Here is a 15,517-nt window from a genome sequence, read left to right as displayed (position 1 = left end):
CCCATGGACGACCACCGACAGCAGCCGCCCGCGGCGCACTCCGACCGCTTCGACCACTGCCCCTGGCTGTTCGAGAAGGAGGCGACGGCGGAGCAGCGAGCCGCGCAGCGGGGACGACAGCGGTTGCTCGGCGGTGACAGCGAGGTCGGCGAGCGCTGTCACGTGGCCGGGTCGGCGGCGGTGTACCCCGACCGGCTCCGCCTCGGCGCCGACTCGTACATCGCCGCCCACGCCTACGTCACCGGTGACCTCACCACCGGCACGGACTGCACGCTGAACCCGTTCACCGTGGTCCGCGGCACCGTCCGCCTGGGCAGCGGCGTCCGTATCGGCGCCCACACCTCGCTCCTCGGCTTCAACCACTCGACCGCCCCCGACCGGCCGGTCTTCCGGCAGCCCCTGACCAGCCGGGGCATCACCGTCGGCGACGACGTCTGGATCGGCTCCCATGTGGTCGTGGTCGACGGGGTCACCGTCGGCGACCACTGCGTCATCGGCGCCGGGGCGGTGGTGACGAAGGACCTGCCCGCGTGGTCGGTGGCGGCGGGAAATCCGGCGCGGCGGATCCGGGACCGGCGGGAGACGGGCGGCCGGGGACGCTCCGAGCAGGGGATGACCGGGGGCCGGGTGGCCGATGAGGCGCTGGCCCGGTTCGCCGACACCGCCCGCGCCCAGGCCGCCGACATCATCGCCCGTTGCTGGAACGGCGACCACTACACCGACCGCCCCGGAGTCGCCCCCACCGTGCGGGCGCACTGCGACGCGGTGGAGATCGCCGACCTCCTCCTGGCCTCCGTGCCTGAGCAGTTGGACCGGGAGCGGCACATCGAGCGTCTGGCGGGGCTCCAGGACCGGGAGACCGGTCTGGTGCCCGAGTTCGGTGACCGGCCGCCGCGCCCGGACGCCGACGGGTTCGTCGGCGAGGGTCCGGCGCTCTACCACGTCCTGTCCGTGGGCTACGCGCTGGATCTCCTGGGTTCGTCGTTCCCCCGGCCGATAGGCGGCGTCCGCGACATGACGGCCCCTCAACTCATCGCGCGACTAGAGCAGTTGCCCTGGACGGACCAGGCATGGGGCGCCGGTGCCTGGGTCGACTCCTGGGCCACCGCCGCCCATTGGAACCTCCGGCACCCGGACGCCACCGGACTCACCCCGGGCACCCTGGACGCACTCTTCGGCTGGCTCCTCACCCGCGCCGACCCCTGGACCGGCATGTGGGGCAACCCCTCGGCCGCCACCGGGCGCCTGCAGGTGGTGAACGGCTACTACCGGCTCACCCGGGGTTCCTTCGCACAGTTCGGGGTACCCGTGCCGCATCCGGAAAGGGTCGTGGACGCGGTCCTGGACCACGCCCGCGACACCCGCCACTTCGGCGCGGGCCGCGAGAACGCCTGCAACGTCCTCGACGTCGCCCATCCGTTGTGGCTGTGCACCGGGCAGATCGGCGGCCAGGGCGCGAGCGCCGACGGCTACCGGTCGGCCGAGATCCGCGGCTGGGCCGAACAGCGGCTCTCGGCCGTCCTGACCCGCTGGCAGGATGGCAGGGGGTTCGGATTCGGCCCCGGCCCGGCGGGGCCCGGCCCGGAACCGGGGTTGCAGGGGACGGAGATGTGGCTGGCGATCGTCTGGCTGCTGGCCGATCTGCAGGGCCGCTCCGACCTCCTCGGTTATCGGCCGCGCGGTGTGCACCGTCCCGAACCGGCGCCGGGGGCGTGACGCGGGCCACTTTCCGGAACGTCAGCGTCCGCCATGCTCCGTACGGGTGGATGTGTGTTCACCCAGGTGCCGGGCATCACGAAGGAACGGAACGGACGTCACAAGCGCGAGGAGGGGGCATACCCCATGACTCACTCGGTCACCACGAATTCCCTCCTGATCCGGCGACCCGTGCCCGTGTGCACTACCTTGGGGCGTGAACAGCCGAGCGGCCCACGTTTACCCAATTCTTGCCACATGAAGCCAGAACGGCTGAGCAGCTACTAGGAGCGGGGCTTCCCATGCGTAATGCTGGGAGGTCCCGCGCTTCACTCCACAGCCGCTGGCACGGGAGGGCATCGGGTGGTCAAGACAGTGAAGACGCCGTCCGGCGGACGGACGATCGCCTACGAGACCTGGGGTGATCCGGACGCACACCCGGTGTTTCTGCTGCACGGAACTCCCGGAAGCCGACTCGGGCCCCGCCTGCGCACCTTCGACCTCCACAAGCTCGGCGTGCGGCTCATCGCCTACGACCGGCCGGGGTACGGCGGCTCCGACCGCCACGGCGGACGCACGGTGGTCGACGCGGCCCATGACGTCAGTGTCATCGCCGAGGACCTGGATCTCAAGAAGTACTCCGTGGTGGGCAGATCGGGGGGCGCCCCGCACGCCCTGGCCTGTGCGGCCCGGAACATCGGCAGCCAGGTGGCGAGTGTCGCCGCGCTGGTCTCGCTCGCCCCGCCCGACGCCGACGGCGACGGATTCGACTGGCACAGCGAGATGTCCGAGTCGAATGTGTCGACCTACGATCTGCTCGACCGCCACGCCCCCGACGTGACCGAGCTGGGTGCGCTGCTGGCCCGTAACGCCGAGACCATCCGACGCGATCCGACCGTGTTCCTCGCCTCCCTCCGGGAGGAGATGCCGAGCGTCGACCGGGTGATCGTCGAGGACGCCGGGATCCGCGAGCACCTTCTCCGGAACTACCTGTCGGCCGTGGGCCGGGCGGAGCAGGGCGAGGAGGAGTCGGTCGATCCGCGCGCGCCGATGGGCTGGGTGGACGACCTGGTCGCGTTCCGGACGCACTGGGGGTTCAAACTCCAGGAGATCGACGGTTCGGTGCCCGTGATGCTGTGGCACGGCGAGCGCGACGTGTTCGCCCCGGTCGCCCATTTCCACTGGCTGACCAAGCGGATCCCCTCGGCCAAGGCCGTACTGCAGCCGTCCGCCGCCCACTTCGCGGCGCTGCCGGCCCTGCCCCAGGTGCTCGCCTGGACCCGGGACGCGGCCGGGCGCTGACAACTCCACCCCGCACGGTGTGCGCGGCCGGCCGCCGACACCGGCACCGGCCGCACATCCGGGCCCGTCGCCGTCAGATGGGGTGCGGCTCCAGGTCGAGGCAGCTGAGTTTCCACTCCTGGAGGGCCACCACGCGGGGGTGGTCCCGGCCGATGCGCTTGCTCAGCGCGGCCAGGGTGTCATGGTGCTTGGTGCGGGCCTCCTCGGCCCGGCCCAGATGGCTCAGGACGACGGCCAGGTTCCCGGCACAGGTCAGCGTCGACGGGTGCGTGGGGCCGAGGACCTCCTTGAGCAGCTCGTAGGCGTCGTGGCTGGTCCTCCTGGCCTCCTCCCACTTGCCGAGCGCGGCCTCCGCGACGGCGAGGTTCGCGCGGCAGATGAGCACATAGGGGTGGTGGTCGCCGTTCAGTTCGCGGAACGTCGCCCGCGCCAGGCGCAGCAACTCCCATGCCTTGTCGGCGGCTTCGGGGCGGATGGAGGCGACGTCGTCGAGCAGCAGGACGGCGTAGTTGACCGAGCAGGCCACGGTCTGGGAGTGGCCGTCCCCCAGGTTGTCCCGCAGGTCGTCCAGCACCCTGCGGATGAGGGTCAGCGCCTCGTCGACGCGGCCCTGGGCGGCCATGTCGCCCGCCAGGCTCATCTCCAGCAGCGACCGTTCCGAGGACGATCCCTTCTCCCCCTCGGGCGTGCTTCTCAGCACATGGCGCACGAGTTCCTCGGCCTCCACCGGCTGGCCCGCGCGGCGCAGTGAACCGGCCAGGCCCTTGGCCGTGTTGAGCACGGTCGGCGAGCCCTGGGTGAGGCGCGGGTTGCGCAGACAGCGTTCGTAGGCGCGCTTCAGCAGGGTGACGGACTCCTCGTAGTCCCCGCAGTCACGCAGGTCGCGGCCCAGGTTGACCGCGGACTCGATGGTCAGCGGATGGTCGTGGAGCTGGATCGCCTCGCGCAGTTCCAGTGTCCTGCGGTCCAGTTCGCGCGCCTTGTAGTAGTCGCCGGACAGCCGCAGCGCGACGGCGAGGTTGTTGGCCGCGCTGAGGGTGCGCGCGTGGTCCTCCCCGTAGATCAGCTCGTATCGCTGGTACGTCTCCTCGTCGTACCGCAGCGCCTCCGTCAGCCGGCCCAGACCGCGCAGGTCGGCCGCGATGCTGCTGGTGGTCATGAGGATGTGCTGGTCGTCCTCGTCGTCGAGCACGGCGAGCTGCCGCTCCAGGATCTCCTGGTCCAGCGAGAGCGACTCCTCGTATCTGCCCTGGGCGCGCAGGATGTTGGCGATCTGGAAACGCATGTGGAGGGTCCAGCGCTCGTCCGGCGGGCCCAGTGCGGTCCAGGCCTTCACCCGCCGCACGCTGTAGTCCATGGCCTGGGTCAGCTCGCCCCGGCGGCGCAGCTGGCGCACGCGGTCGACGAAGAGTTCCCTGATGCCCTCGTCGTAGGACGTCTCGGCCCAGGGGGTGCCGAGGTGCGGCCAGATGATGCGGTACTTCTCCCAGGTGTTGGGGTTCTCCGGGTCGTCGCCGTTGGGTCTGGCGGCGATCAGCGAGCGGTAGACCACCTCCCGGGCGTCCTCGCGCTCCGCCTCGGTCATCTCCTCGCGCATGGCGATCTGCATCATCCGGTGCACCGTCAGGCTGCGGGCCTTGCGGTCGACGGTGACCAGGGAGAAACGGCTCAGCTCCTTGTAGGCGCGGGAGACCGTGCGGGCCCCGCCGAGAGCGCGGGAGACCTCGACGCCCTCCAGCAGGTCCATGGAGATCGGCTCGGGGCTGTAGTAGGAACAGATCTGCAGGAGCTTCACCGCCGGCGGGAAGTTCTCCTTGAGCTGTCCGAGCGCGAACTCCCAGGTGTTGGTGCTGGACTTGACGACCTCGCCGACCGTGTTGTCGGCTGGGGCGCCGGTCGCCTGGGGCTGGAGCTGCTTGATGTAGCCGCGGACGTCGACCCTGGTCTGCTCGATGTAGGCCGCGGCCCGCTCGATGGCGATCGGCAGATCGCCCAGGGCCTCGGCGATCTGGTCGGCCTCCGGCCAGCCGCAGTCGGGCAGTCGGCTGTGCAGGTGGGCGATGCTCTCGTCCCGCTCGAAGACGGGGACGTCGACGGTGTCCACGAAGCGGCCCCAGCCCTCGGAGCGCTGGCTGGTGATCAGGATGTGGCCGCCGCGGCCGTCCAGCATGAACTCGGGGAGGTGGTCGGCCTCGGTCACGTTGTCCAGGATGAGCAGCCAACTGCCGTACGGCTCACCGTGGTTGAGGGCCTCGTATACCGTCTTGGCGGTGTCCGTGGGGTTCGTCCGCTCCGGCAGGCCCAGCGACTCGGCCATGCCCGCGTACCGCTCGACGGCCAGGATGCGCTGCTCGGCCTGGATGTGCCAGATGACGTCGTAGTCGCTGCGGTAGCGGTAGGCGAACTCCTGGGCCAGCAAGGTCTTGCCCACGCCGCCCATGCCCTTGAGGACGAGGGCCCGGGTGTCCTCCCGCCACAGCTTCGCCCGGATGCCTTCCAGCAGTTCGGTGCGGCCGGTGAAGGACGAGGTCCGCAGCGGGACCGAGAAGATCGGCGGCTCGGCTCCGGGGAAGCGGGGCAGCTTCTGCTCGGCGCCGGTGAAGTGGTTGCGGGTCAGTGACTCCGCCGACCGGCCGAAGCTGCTCAGCAACGCCTCGCGGCCGGCCTCCCCGGTGTCACAGCGGGTCATGTCGGCCAGCTGCTCCGTGAAGGGCGCGTCCAGCGACAGCTTGCGGTCGACCTGCATGGAGACGAGCTGGTGGGCACGCCGGTCGCCCTCCGCGTAGACCGCCTCCCAGGTGGTGCGGAAGCGGGACGATCGCAGATAGGCCTCGGAGAAGATGACCAGGGTGTGCGAGGCCGACTCGACGCCGCGCTCGATCTCGTCCCTGCGCTGCGCGCTCTCGACCGTGCCCTCCTGCGCGAGGTGCACCTTGAAGCCGGCCTGTTCCAGGACCGCGCCCGCCCAGTGGGCCCAACTACGGTCCTGGGGAACGAAACTGACGTAGACGTCGGAGATGCGCGGCGGGCGGTGGCGGGTGTACCGCTCCAGGGTCTTGCGGCGCAGCGGCTCGTCGATGCGCGGCATGGAGGTGACCTGGCCGTCGGTGATGACCTCGGTGAGTCGCTCGTAGGCGGCGAGCAGGCTCTTGGGGTCCCCGGGCTGTTCACGGAAGGGGGCCAGCGTCTCCTCGTAGGAGTAGATGGGCCGGTAGGGGATCTCCACGCTCCCCCAGTAGTCCTCCGGGTCCTGGTGCGGGATGTGTTTGCGCACGACGCGGTCGAAGCGGTACTGGATCTGTCCGCGGGCGGCGTCCAGCCGGTCGGCCTCGGCGTTCTCGACGCGCATGGGGACGGGCAGGATGCGGATGTCCCGGTTGCCGTACATCCCGTCGATGCGCTCGGCGACGCCGGCCGCGCCCTCGATGCTCTGGCTGCTCGGGGTGAAGCAGGTGACCAGCGTGTGTGGCAGGTTGACGGTGCAGATGTCGGAGATGTCGTTGAGCCCGGTGCGGCTGTCGATGAGGACGTAGTCGAAGTTGCCGACGAACTCCCGCTTGAGCGCCTCAAGGAACCTGGTGGCCAGCGGCCCGTCCATGAAGGGCTTCCAGTCGAACTGCGAGAACGCCGACAGATAGCCCTTGTTCTTCGTCCCGGCCGGGAGGTAGTAGAGCTGGCCGCCTTCGGGGAAGTCCCAGTCGACCTGGATGAGACAACTGTTGAGGGGGATGCCGTCGGCCGCCCACATGTCGACCGAGATCGGTGATTCGGAATCCAGTTCACCCGGGCGCTTCTGCTCCGCGACCGCGGAGGACTGGAGCATGGACTGGGTGGAACGGCTGACCAGTTCGAGCACCCCGGGCGTGGAGCGCAGCTGGTTCTCGCTGAGGAAGGGATGCAGGAAGCGGTCCAGGCCCGGAGCGTCGAGGTCCCAGTCGACGACCAGGACGGCCTTGCCCGCCGAGGCCAGGATCCAGGCCGTGTTGGCGAGCGCCATCGTCCGTCCCGTACCGCCCTTGTACGAGTAGAACGTGATGATCCTGCCCGCGTCGTCGCCGGTCATGGCCTGCCCTCCACGCGACCTCCGTCGCTCGGTGCCCCGTCGTCCCTGCCGGCGTCGGGCCGTCGGGGCAGGTCCGCACCGGATTCCGGAACATCCCGGGCGTCAACGGCGCTCCGGGACAATTGCGAATGAATGTACCGTAGATACCGGATCTTGGTCGCCTCGGCCAGCTCGCTGAACCAGCGGGTGAAGACATCCGCCCCGGCCAGACCGCGTACCGCCTCCTGCTCCCCCGTCCGCCCCTCGCTGAGGAAGCGGGGGAAGTGCGTGAGCAGCAGACCGCGCAGCCGGTCGGCCTGCTCCTTGGTCTGCACGTCGTCCCCCGCCAGGGTACTCAGCACACCCGTCCACGGTCGGCGGGCCGTGTCGAACTCCCGTGCCTGTGCGGCCATTTGGGGATTCTCCAGGGCCCAGGGGTCCACCACCAGGATCCAGGGTGCCGTCGGGATCTCCGCGCTCCTCAGCTCCGCCTGGTGCTTGTGGAAGGGGTGCACGGTGGGCTCGAAGCCGAGGTTGCGGGCAAGGGCCTCCATCTGCTCGACCAGCGGTCCCACCGCCTGCCCGTAGGGCCGCCAGTCGTCGACGCGGGGTCCGTAGCGCGTGTTGTCCCGGCCGACCGGTAACTGCTCCTCGGTCGGGGCGAGCACGGTGATGTGCAGCGGGGAGGCGAAGGGTGGAGCGGCGAAGGCGTCGTCCAGCCCGGCCAGTGTCGTCGGTTCGGCCGTCCGTCCCCCGCCGGAGAGCGGCGGGGTCTGCCGGGGGACCGCGGCGGCCTCGTCGACGATGCGCCGGGCGAGCCAGTCCGTCAGCTGGGTGACCTGGGCGGAGAGCTGCGCCGCCGTGTGCTCGTCGTCGGGGTCCGGCCGTTCGGTCAGGTCGAGCACCTGGTCGAGCAGCCGGTGCAGGCCCATGGAGGCGTAGTTCTCGGCGGCCTCGCCGAAGCCCTCCGGCACCTCGGGATACTGCTGCTTGACCCTCTCGGGCAGGGACGTGGGCGAGTACGGCGTCCACAGCACGGGGACGATGCCCGGCCGCACCCCCTGGGCGGTCTGCTGGGTGACGGCGGTCCACTGGCGCCCGCACTGCGGATTGCTGAAGTAGCGCTTGGAGTACAGCGGGACGAAGACCTGGCAGCCGAGGAGCGCCTTGATCGACTTCTCCCCCGGCGCCCCGGGCCGCTCGACGAAACCGGCCTCCTCCCGCGGCACTCTCGCGTGGCGGGCCACCTTTTCGCACAGTTCGTCGAAGAACTGGAAGACCAGGCGGTTGGGGTCCTGGGAGATGTCCCGGTGCCGGGGAGCAGGAACCCGCGCATAGCTCATGAAGAACATCGGCATCCCGCTATTCCCCCTCGAAGACGTTCCGGAGGTCACTGAACAGCTCCACGTCGCACGGTTCCAGGCTGGTCTGCTGAGCCACTTTGACGATCATCTGGGCGAGCGCCCATACGGAGCTGCGGTACTTGGCGTGGCGGCCCGCCTGCTTCAGTCCGTAGAGGCCGGACTGCAGGTAATCCTTACCCAGATCGGAATGCGCGTACTGCACCTTGGCCGCGACGGACGGCAGCGTCAGATGCTGCTCGCCCACCCACAGGACGGGGATGATCGCGTTGCCCGTGTAGGGCCCGGTACGCAGCCGCTGACGCCGTGCGAAGGCGTCCCATTCCTTGCCGCACCATTCTCTTCTGAAGTACCGGCTGTTGTAGATCGGCACGAAGACCCGGCAGGTGGCCAGGGCGTGCTTGAGCCGGCCCTCCCAGTCGTCGCCGGGATGCATCCTCTTGTCCAGAAAGCCGGGCAGTTCCTGACCGTCGTGGTCGGTCAACTGCATGATGTCGCTGCATAACTGGACATGGAACTGCTCCAGCGCCACGTCGGACGCGTCTTTCCTGGCCCGCATCCCCGCCAGTGGTGTCCGCGCGTAGCTCATGAAGAACACGTACGGATCGGAGGAATCCGCCGACTGCGTCGCCTGAGATACCGCCTGAACCATGGACTCGCCTTTCCCCTCCCCCGTAGCCCACCGCGGGCCCCTCCCAGGCCCCGACCGTCGCAGCTGGATCTCCTCCAAGGACCCATTGGAACGCGAAAACCACCGCCGGTGCCAGGGGTCGGGCCGGAGCAAGTTGCACCGGACACGGGTGCGAGGGACGGGAGTTGGCTGACCATTACACCGCGGTCGGACCCGTTTCGGCCACTCCGCCCAGTGTTTCCGCCTCGCCCCGCAGCCCGCGTACGAAGCGGTGCCCGAGGGCCGTCAGGGAGCCGGTTCCGGCCACGGTGTCGAGGGCGTCCAGCACGGCAGTACGCCACTTGTCGGCCTCCGCGCGGGAGCGTTCGTAGAGAGGGGCGCCGACACCGCCCGCACCGCGCCGGACCCGGATCCGCCACACGTCGGCGACGGCGTGGTGGGCGTACGCGCCCTGGAGGATGGCGTCGAGCGGTCGGGGGTCGGGGCGCCACAGCACTCGGTAGCGGCGTTCGTCGACGCCGTCGAGCAGGTCGAACATGTCGAGCATCGCGCCCAGTTTGACGTGCTGGTACTCGTGGACGACCAGCATGGCCAGGTCCTCGGCCGTGCGCGGCAGGGCGATGCCCACGGCCCCGAAGGCGTGCCGGGAGGTGGCGCTGACGTCGTCGCCGGACGGTGCGGGGGTGAGCGGGGTGACCGTGGTCAGGCCGGCGGCGATGGCCTGCGCGTAGTCGGCGTACTCGGTCCGGATCAGCTGCCAGGCCTCCTCGAACATCGCCTCCCAGCGTCGGAATTCGGCCTCGGGGAGCCGGGGCCGGGGCTCGTAGCCGTAGCAGTCACGGGAGGGGTCCAGGTCGTCCAGGGCCACGTCCAGCCCGTCCGAGGACAGACGGCGCAGCGGCTGCCAGATCATGCCGTCGGGTGGCCGCTCCCGGCCCAGGGTGCGTCCTTCGACGGTGAGGGCGGTGTCGGCCGCCGTCACCGTGAGCGTCCGGGACGGCCGGTCACGGCCGGCGCCCCGCAGCAACAGCCGCCCGATGCCCGGCAGATGGACCGCGGGGCCCTCGGAGCCGTGCCGCAGCGGTACGGCCAGGGTCAGCCGGCCGCCGGTGCGCGCGACGGCCGACAGCGCGGCCTCGGCCGGGTGGCCCTCGGCCCGCCGTCGCACCGACTGGCCGCAGGCGAGCGCCCACACGCGCAGATAGGGGTCGGCGAGCAGCACGTCCAGTGCGGCGGCGGGCAGGGCGAGGACCGCGTCCCAGCCGGGGGCCGAGTCCGCCGAGCCGCCGGTCACCGGGCTGTACCTCGCATCCGAGCCCGAGCCCGTACCCGCGCCCGGCACCGGGGTGCCCGGCGCCCGGGTGTCCGCGCGGCGGGCTGCCGCCAGCAGCGCGCGCCGCTGGCTGTTCTGGGCCGCGGCCAGCGACCGGACGGCGGCCGTGCTGCCGTGTCCGGCGGCCAGTTCGTCGAAGTGCCCCCAGGACAGACCGTGCCAGCCGTGCCGGACATCGGCGTCGTCGCGTTCGGTCGTCTGGACGTACTCGATGATCCTCAGCAGGTCCGCGCAGTAGACGGAGGGGTTGTCGAAGCCGTTGGACCTGCGGTGACGGTGTCCGTAGAGGCCCCCGCCGCAGACCGACACGACGGGGCAGGCGCGGCACTGCGCGCTCAGTCCGTCCAGTCCGGCGCGGCGGGCCTGGATGCCCCGGTGGGCGGCGGCCTCCTCCAGCCGGTGGGTGTCGATGTGCATGCCGGTCCCGGGGGCTCCCGGGTAGGCCGTCTTCAACCAGTCCGCCTGCTCGATGGCGCCGTCGGTCTCCACCACGAGCAGGTCCGAACTGCCCAGCCCCAGCGCCTCGGTGAGGCTGCCCCGGCCGCGGCTCAGCCGGCTGATCGACTCGAACATGCGGATCCGCATCGGCATGCCGTCGGCGGTCCACTGCTTGTGCACGGCGATCAGCCAGTGGGCGTACTCGGAGCCGGTCTCGCCGCCGGGGCGGGGCGGCGGGTACTCCCAGGTGGCGTGCGGCAGCAGGAAGTCGACGGCGGGCGGGGCGAGTTCGGCCAGTGCCCGGTACACCTCCACGGGGTCGTTCTCGACGTCGATCGTGCAGAGCAGCCCGCCGAAGGCGTCCCGGTGGGCCGGCGCGCCCAGCAGGCGCACCGCGCGCACCACGTCCCGGTAGGAGCCGGAGCCGTCCCGTCTGATGCGGTGGCGGTCGTTCGACACCTCGTCCCCGTCGAGCGAGACGCTGGTGACGATGGACTCCTCGACGAGCATCGCGCAGAACGCGTCGTCCAGCCGGAGGCCGTTGGTCTGCATCCGCAGATCGAGCGCGGCCACGCCGTCGAGGGCCGCGCGCAGTTCGCGGGCGTAGCCGCGCAGCCGTTCCCGCCCGGCGAGGAGGGGTTCGCCACCGTGCAGGACGACATGGACGCGGGTGAGCCGGTGCGCCGCGGCGTGCTCGGCGATCCGCTCGGCCGTACGACGGAACGTCTCCTCGGACATCGTCCCCGGACGCCCGCGCCAGCTCTGGTCGGCGTGCTGGTAGACGTAGCAGTGGTCACAGGCCAGATCGCACCGGCTGTGGACCTTGATCACGAACTGGCGGAAGGGCCGCGCCGCCACCGTCACCGGTACGGTTCCCCGTCGTTCCGGCCGGACCGGTCAGAGCGAGGACTGGAAGGCGGCCACCGGCTCTCCGCCACCTGCGAGCATCCTTGCCATGGCCGACTCCTGAGCGGACTCCGGTACCTCGTCCAGTGAGGTGTCGTGCAAGTCCCTGACGACGCTCGTGGCGAAGGGCTGCTCGTACCTGTCCATAGGCGTCTCCTCGAGCGTACGGCTCCGGGCGGCACACCTCATGGTGACGGCCCGGTAACCGAACAGCAAGGCGATCGCCAGCCAAGTCGTGAAACGGGGAGACGGAAGACGTCGCCACCGCCTCGGCGGCGGTGCCACGACACGGGTCCGGGGCTGGTGAACCCCGGTGAGCGGCAAGGGGTCTCGCCGTCCGCCGGACACCGTGGGCGCGAACGGCCGCGGTCGTCAGGACGCCTCTCCCGGACGCCCCCTCGATCGAAGGGACCGTCGTGCCGGAGAGCCGTCCTGACGACCCGGCCGTGGCCGGCGGCGGGACCGCTCGCGAGGAGCGGCCGCCGGGTGTTACGCGGCCCCGTCCTTCGGGGTGCCCACGGGTGCCGTGAGGTCCTCCGCTTCGGGGAGTTCTTCGACGTCGACGCCGCGCACCTGGGCGAGTTCGTGCTTGAGGGCGGCGAGTTCGGTACCACCGGCCATGTGGTTGGTGAGTTCGTCCAGGGTGACCTGGTCGCGGGCGGCGCTCAGTTCGAGGGTGCCGAGGCGCAGGACGCTGAAGTGGTCGCCGACCATGTAGGCGTGGTGGGGGTTGTGGGTGATGAAGATGACGCCGAGGCCGCGGTCGCGGGCGGCGGCGATGTACTTCAGCACCACACCCGACTGCTTGACGCCGAGGGCGGCGGTGGGCTCGTCGAGGATGAGGACGCGGGCACCGAAGTAGACGGCGCGCGCGATGGCCACACACTGGCGCTGACCGCCGGAGAGAGTGCCGATGGGCTGGTCCAGATCGTCCAGGACGATGCCCATGTTGCGCAGTTCGGTGTCCGCGGTCTCCTTCATCCGGGCGATGTCCAGACGCCGGACGGGCCAGGGGCCCTTGGTGAACTCCGAGCCCAGGAAGAAGTTGCGCCAGACCGGCATCAGCGGGACGGTCGCCAGATCCTGGTAGACGGTGGCGATGCCGGCGTCCAGGGCCTCGCGCGGGGTGGTGAAGCGCACCGGCTCGCCGTCGACGAGGACCTCGCCCTCGGTGTGCTGGTGCAGGCCCGAGATGATCTTGATCAGCGTGGACTTGCCGGCGCCGTTGTCGCCCAGGACGCAGGTGACACGGCCGGGGTGGACGGTCAGGTTCACACCGTGCAGGGCGCGGACGTTGCCGTAGGCCTTGCCGGTGTTCCGCAGCTCGACCACGGGGGCCTCGCCCGCGCCCGAGGTCGCGGGGGTGGTGGTTTCGTTGCTGGTGGTCACGGGGTGGTTCACCTCCGGGTGGCCTGGCTGCGGACCCACAGATTGACGAGGGCGGCGATCAGGAGCATCACGCCGAGGAAGGCCTTGAACCAGTCGGGGTTCCAGTTGGCGTAGACGATGCCCTGGGAGACCATGCCGAAGATGAAGGCACCGATCACCGGGCCGACGGCCGAGCCGTAGCCGCCGGTCAGCAGACAGCCGCCGATCACCGCGGCGATGATGTACAGGAACTCGTTGCCCACGCCCTCGCCGGACTGCACCGTGTTGAACGAGAACAGCAGGTGCATGCCCACGAACCAGGCGCCCGCGCCGACCCCCATGAAGAGGGCGACCTTGGTGAAGTTCACGGGCACGCCGACGGCCCGCGCACTGTCCTTGTTCCCGCCGACCGCGAAGATCCAGTTGCCGAACTTGGTACGCAGCAGCAGCCAGGTCGCGATCGCCGCGAACGCCAGCCAGTAGAAGACCGTGACCTTGACGTCGACGCCGCCGATGGACACCTCCGAGGCGAAGACGCTCTTGGCCTGGTCGAAGCCGTCCATGTCGCTGATCGAGTCGGACGCCACGTTCTCGGTGAAGATCTTCGTCACCGCCAGGTTCGAGCCCTGGAGGATCAGGAACGACCCGAGCGTGACGAGGAAGCTGGGCAGCCCGGTCTTGATCAGCAGCCAGCCGTTGAACGCACCCACCGCCAGCGACACGATCAGCGCGACGATCACGCCGGTCCACACGTTCACCGTCAGCTGGAAGCTGAGGATGCCGGCGGTGAGGGCGGAGGTGGTGACCGCGACACCGGCGGACAGGTCGAACTCGCCGCCGATCATCAGCAGGGCCACCGGAATCGCCATGATGCCCATGACGGAGGCCTGGTAGAGCACGGTCGCCAGCGAACTGGCCTCCCGGAAGGACGGGGCCACCGAGAAGAAGAAGACGTACACCCCGATCGCGGCGATCAGCGCGCCGACCTCCGGGCGGGCCAGCAGCCGCCGTCCGAGCGAGCGCTGCGCGGTGCGCCCGTCCTTCTGCGCGCCGGCCGGCGGAGCCGGCGGCGAGGAACTCGCCGCCGGAGCCGTTGCTTGGGTCATTCAGATCACCGGGTGCCCTTCGCGGCGAACTCGGCGATCGTGTCGACGTTCTTCTTGTCGACGAACGCGGGGCCGGTCAGCACCGCTTCCTCGCCACCGCCGCTGTAGTTGCCGTTGTTCTTGTAGAGCCACATCGAGTCGACGGCCAGGTAGCCCTGCAGATACGGCTGCTGGTCCACCGCGAACTGGATGTCACCGCTCTTGATGGCGTCCGTCAGGTCCTTGTTCAGGTCGAAGGTGGCGACCTTCGCCTTGCTGCCCGCGTCCCCGACCGACTGGACCGCGGTCAGGGCGTAGGGGGCACCGAGGGCGACCACGTAGTCGATGGCGGTGTCCTGCTTGAGCTTGGCCGTGATGGTCGACTTCACGGACGGCATGTCGGTGCCCGTGACGTTGAGGATCTCGGTGTCGCCCTCGAAGGTCTTCTTCACACCCGCGCAGCGCTGCTCCAGGCCGACGTTGCCCTGCTCCTGCACGACACAGACGGCCTTCTTCGCGCCGACCTCGTTCAGCCGCTTGCCGAACGCCTCGCCCGCCACGCTCTCGTCCTGCCCGAAGAAGGACATCAGACCGAGCCTCTGCCAGTCGCTCAGACCGGAGTTGAGGCCGACGACCGGGATTCCCGCCTTCGTCGCCTTGGCCACGACGTCCTTCATCGCGTCGGGCTTGGCGAGGGTGATGGCGATGCCGTCGACCTTCTGGTCGATCGCGTTCTGCACCAGGTTGGCCTGGTTGCCCGCGTTCGGGTCCGCCGAGTAGATGAGCTCGATGTTGTCCTTGTCGGCCGCCGCCTGGGCGCCCTTGCGGACGATGTCCCAGAAGGTGTCACCGGGGGCCTGGTGGGTGACCAGCGCGACCTTCATCCGGGGCGTGTTCGCCTTGCCCGCGGAGGCGTCCGCCCCGCCCTCCTCGGACTCCTTCCCGCCGGAGCTGCTGGAGCAGCCGGCTATCAGCAGCGCGGAGGCTGCGGCCATGGCGAAGAAGGGAGCCACTCTGCGTGAGCGGGAGTACAACGTGCGGTCCATCTTTCCTGCACCTCACTGTGCGACAGGGGGAAAGGGATCGGGACAGCGTCGGGCGGAGCGCCCGCGCGGGCCCGGACTTCGAAAGTCCGGATCATTGTGCCGGTAGGCCGACTGCGCTGATTCGTTGGGACGGGATACAAACCCCTGGCGGACCCCCCTGTCAAGACTTTGTTAAGACATCATTTCACGAGCAAGTCAGGATGTCAGTACAAAGTCTTGACAGGGGGCCGCTTCGGGTCCTACACCTGGGATACATCCGGACCCGAGTGCGCGCATCCCCGCGCGCCGCGGACCTCCGGTGGCCCGCATC

10 protein-coding genes are annotated in these 15,517 nt (G+C 70.1%); 2 read left to right on the top strand and 8 right to left on the bottom strand.

Annotated features, from left to right (window positions below):
- Positions 1–3 precede the first annotated feature (3 nt).
- Both H4687_RS36065 and H4687_RS36060 read left to right on the top strand, forming a co-directional pair.
- Positions 4–1,716: an acyltransferase gene (locus tag H4687_RS36065; protein ID WP_046918718.1), complete on the top strand. Its 1,713-nt coding sequence runs from the start codon at positions 4–6 to the stop codon at positions 1,714–1,716.
- Positions 1,717–2,058: 342 nt separating this feature from the next.
- Positions 2,059–2,997, top strand: coding sequence for an alpha/beta fold hydrolase (locus H4687_RS36060; RefSeq protein ID WP_046918719.1), 939 nt, complete (start codon positions 2,059–2,061; stop codon positions 2,995–2,997).
- A gap of 73 nt (positions 2,998–3,070) precedes the next feature.
- Here H4687_RS36060 and fxsT read toward each other — a convergent pair whose 3' ends face one another.
- The 8 genes from fxsT to H4687_RS36020 all read right to left on the bottom strand — a co-directional run bounded on the left by fxsT (position 3,071) and on the right by H4687_RS36020 (position 15,207).
- Complete coding sequence (gene fxsT / locus H4687_RS36055; RefSeq protein ID WP_046918720.1) at positions 3,071–7,060, bottom strand: FxSxx-COOH system tetratricopeptide repeat protein; 3,990 nt, start codon at positions 7,058–7,060, stop codon at positions 3,071–3,073.
- The gene (gene fsxC, locus H4687_RS36050; protein WP_046918721.1) at positions 7,057–8,397 is read right to left on the bottom strand and encodes an FxsC protein; all 1,341 of its coding nucleotides are present in this window, start codon (positions 8,395–8,397) and stop codon (positions 7,057–7,059) included. Before fsxC ends, fxsT begins: the two co-directional genes overlap by 4 nt.
- A gap of 4 nt (positions 8,398–8,401) precedes the next feature.
- Complete coding sequence (locus H4687_RS36045) at positions 8,402–9,052, bottom strand: TIR-like protein FxsC (RefSeq protein ID WP_050399332.1); 651 nt, start codon at positions 9,050–9,052, stop codon at positions 8,402–8,404.
- A 175-nt stretch (positions 9,053–9,227) separates the two neighbouring features.
- Positions 9,228–11,666: an FxsB family cyclophane-forming radical SAM/SPASM peptide maturase gene (locus tag H4687_RS48215; RefSeq protein ID WP_046918722.1), complete on the bottom strand. Its 2,439-nt coding sequence runs from the start codon at positions 11,664–11,666 to the stop codon at positions 9,228–9,230.
- Positions 11,667–11,699: 33 nt separating this feature from the next.
- Positions 11,700–11,855: an FxSxx-COOH cyclophane-containing RiPP peptide gene (gene fxsA, locus H4687_RS36035; RefSeq protein ID WP_005482117.1), complete on the bottom strand. Its 156-nt coding sequence runs from the start codon at positions 11,853–11,855 to the stop codon at positions 11,700–11,702.
- 342 nt (positions 11,856–12,197) lie between these two features.
- Positions 12,198–13,097 (bottom strand): ATP-binding cassette domain-containing protein, encoded by a 900-nt coding sequence (locus H4687_RS36030; RefSeq protein ID WP_097251310.1) that lies wholly within the window; start codon positions 13,095–13,097, stop codon positions 12,198–12,200.
- Positions 13,098–13,105: 8 nt separating this feature from the next.
- Complete coding sequence (locus H4687_RS36025; RefSeq protein WP_046918724.1) at positions 13,106–14,182, bottom strand: ABC transporter permease; 1,077 nt, start codon at positions 14,180–14,182, stop codon at positions 13,106–13,108.
- A 5-nt stretch (positions 14,183–14,187) separates the two neighbouring features.
- Positions 14,188–15,207 (bottom strand): sugar ABC transporter substrate-binding protein, encoded by a 1,020-nt coding sequence (locus tag H4687_RS36020; RefSeq protein ID WP_046918725.1) that lies wholly within the window; start codon positions 15,205–15,207, stop codon positions 14,188–14,190.
- Positions 15,208–15,517 lie beyond the last annotated feature (310 nt).

This window comes from Streptomyces stelliscabiei (assembly GCF_014873495.1).
In the GTDB taxonomy this organism is placed as follows: domain Bacteria; phylum Actinomycetota; class Actinomycetes; order Streptomycetales; family Streptomycetaceae; genus Streptomyces; species Streptomyces bottropensis.
This window is presented reverse-complemented; position numbering and strand designations above follow the sequence as displayed.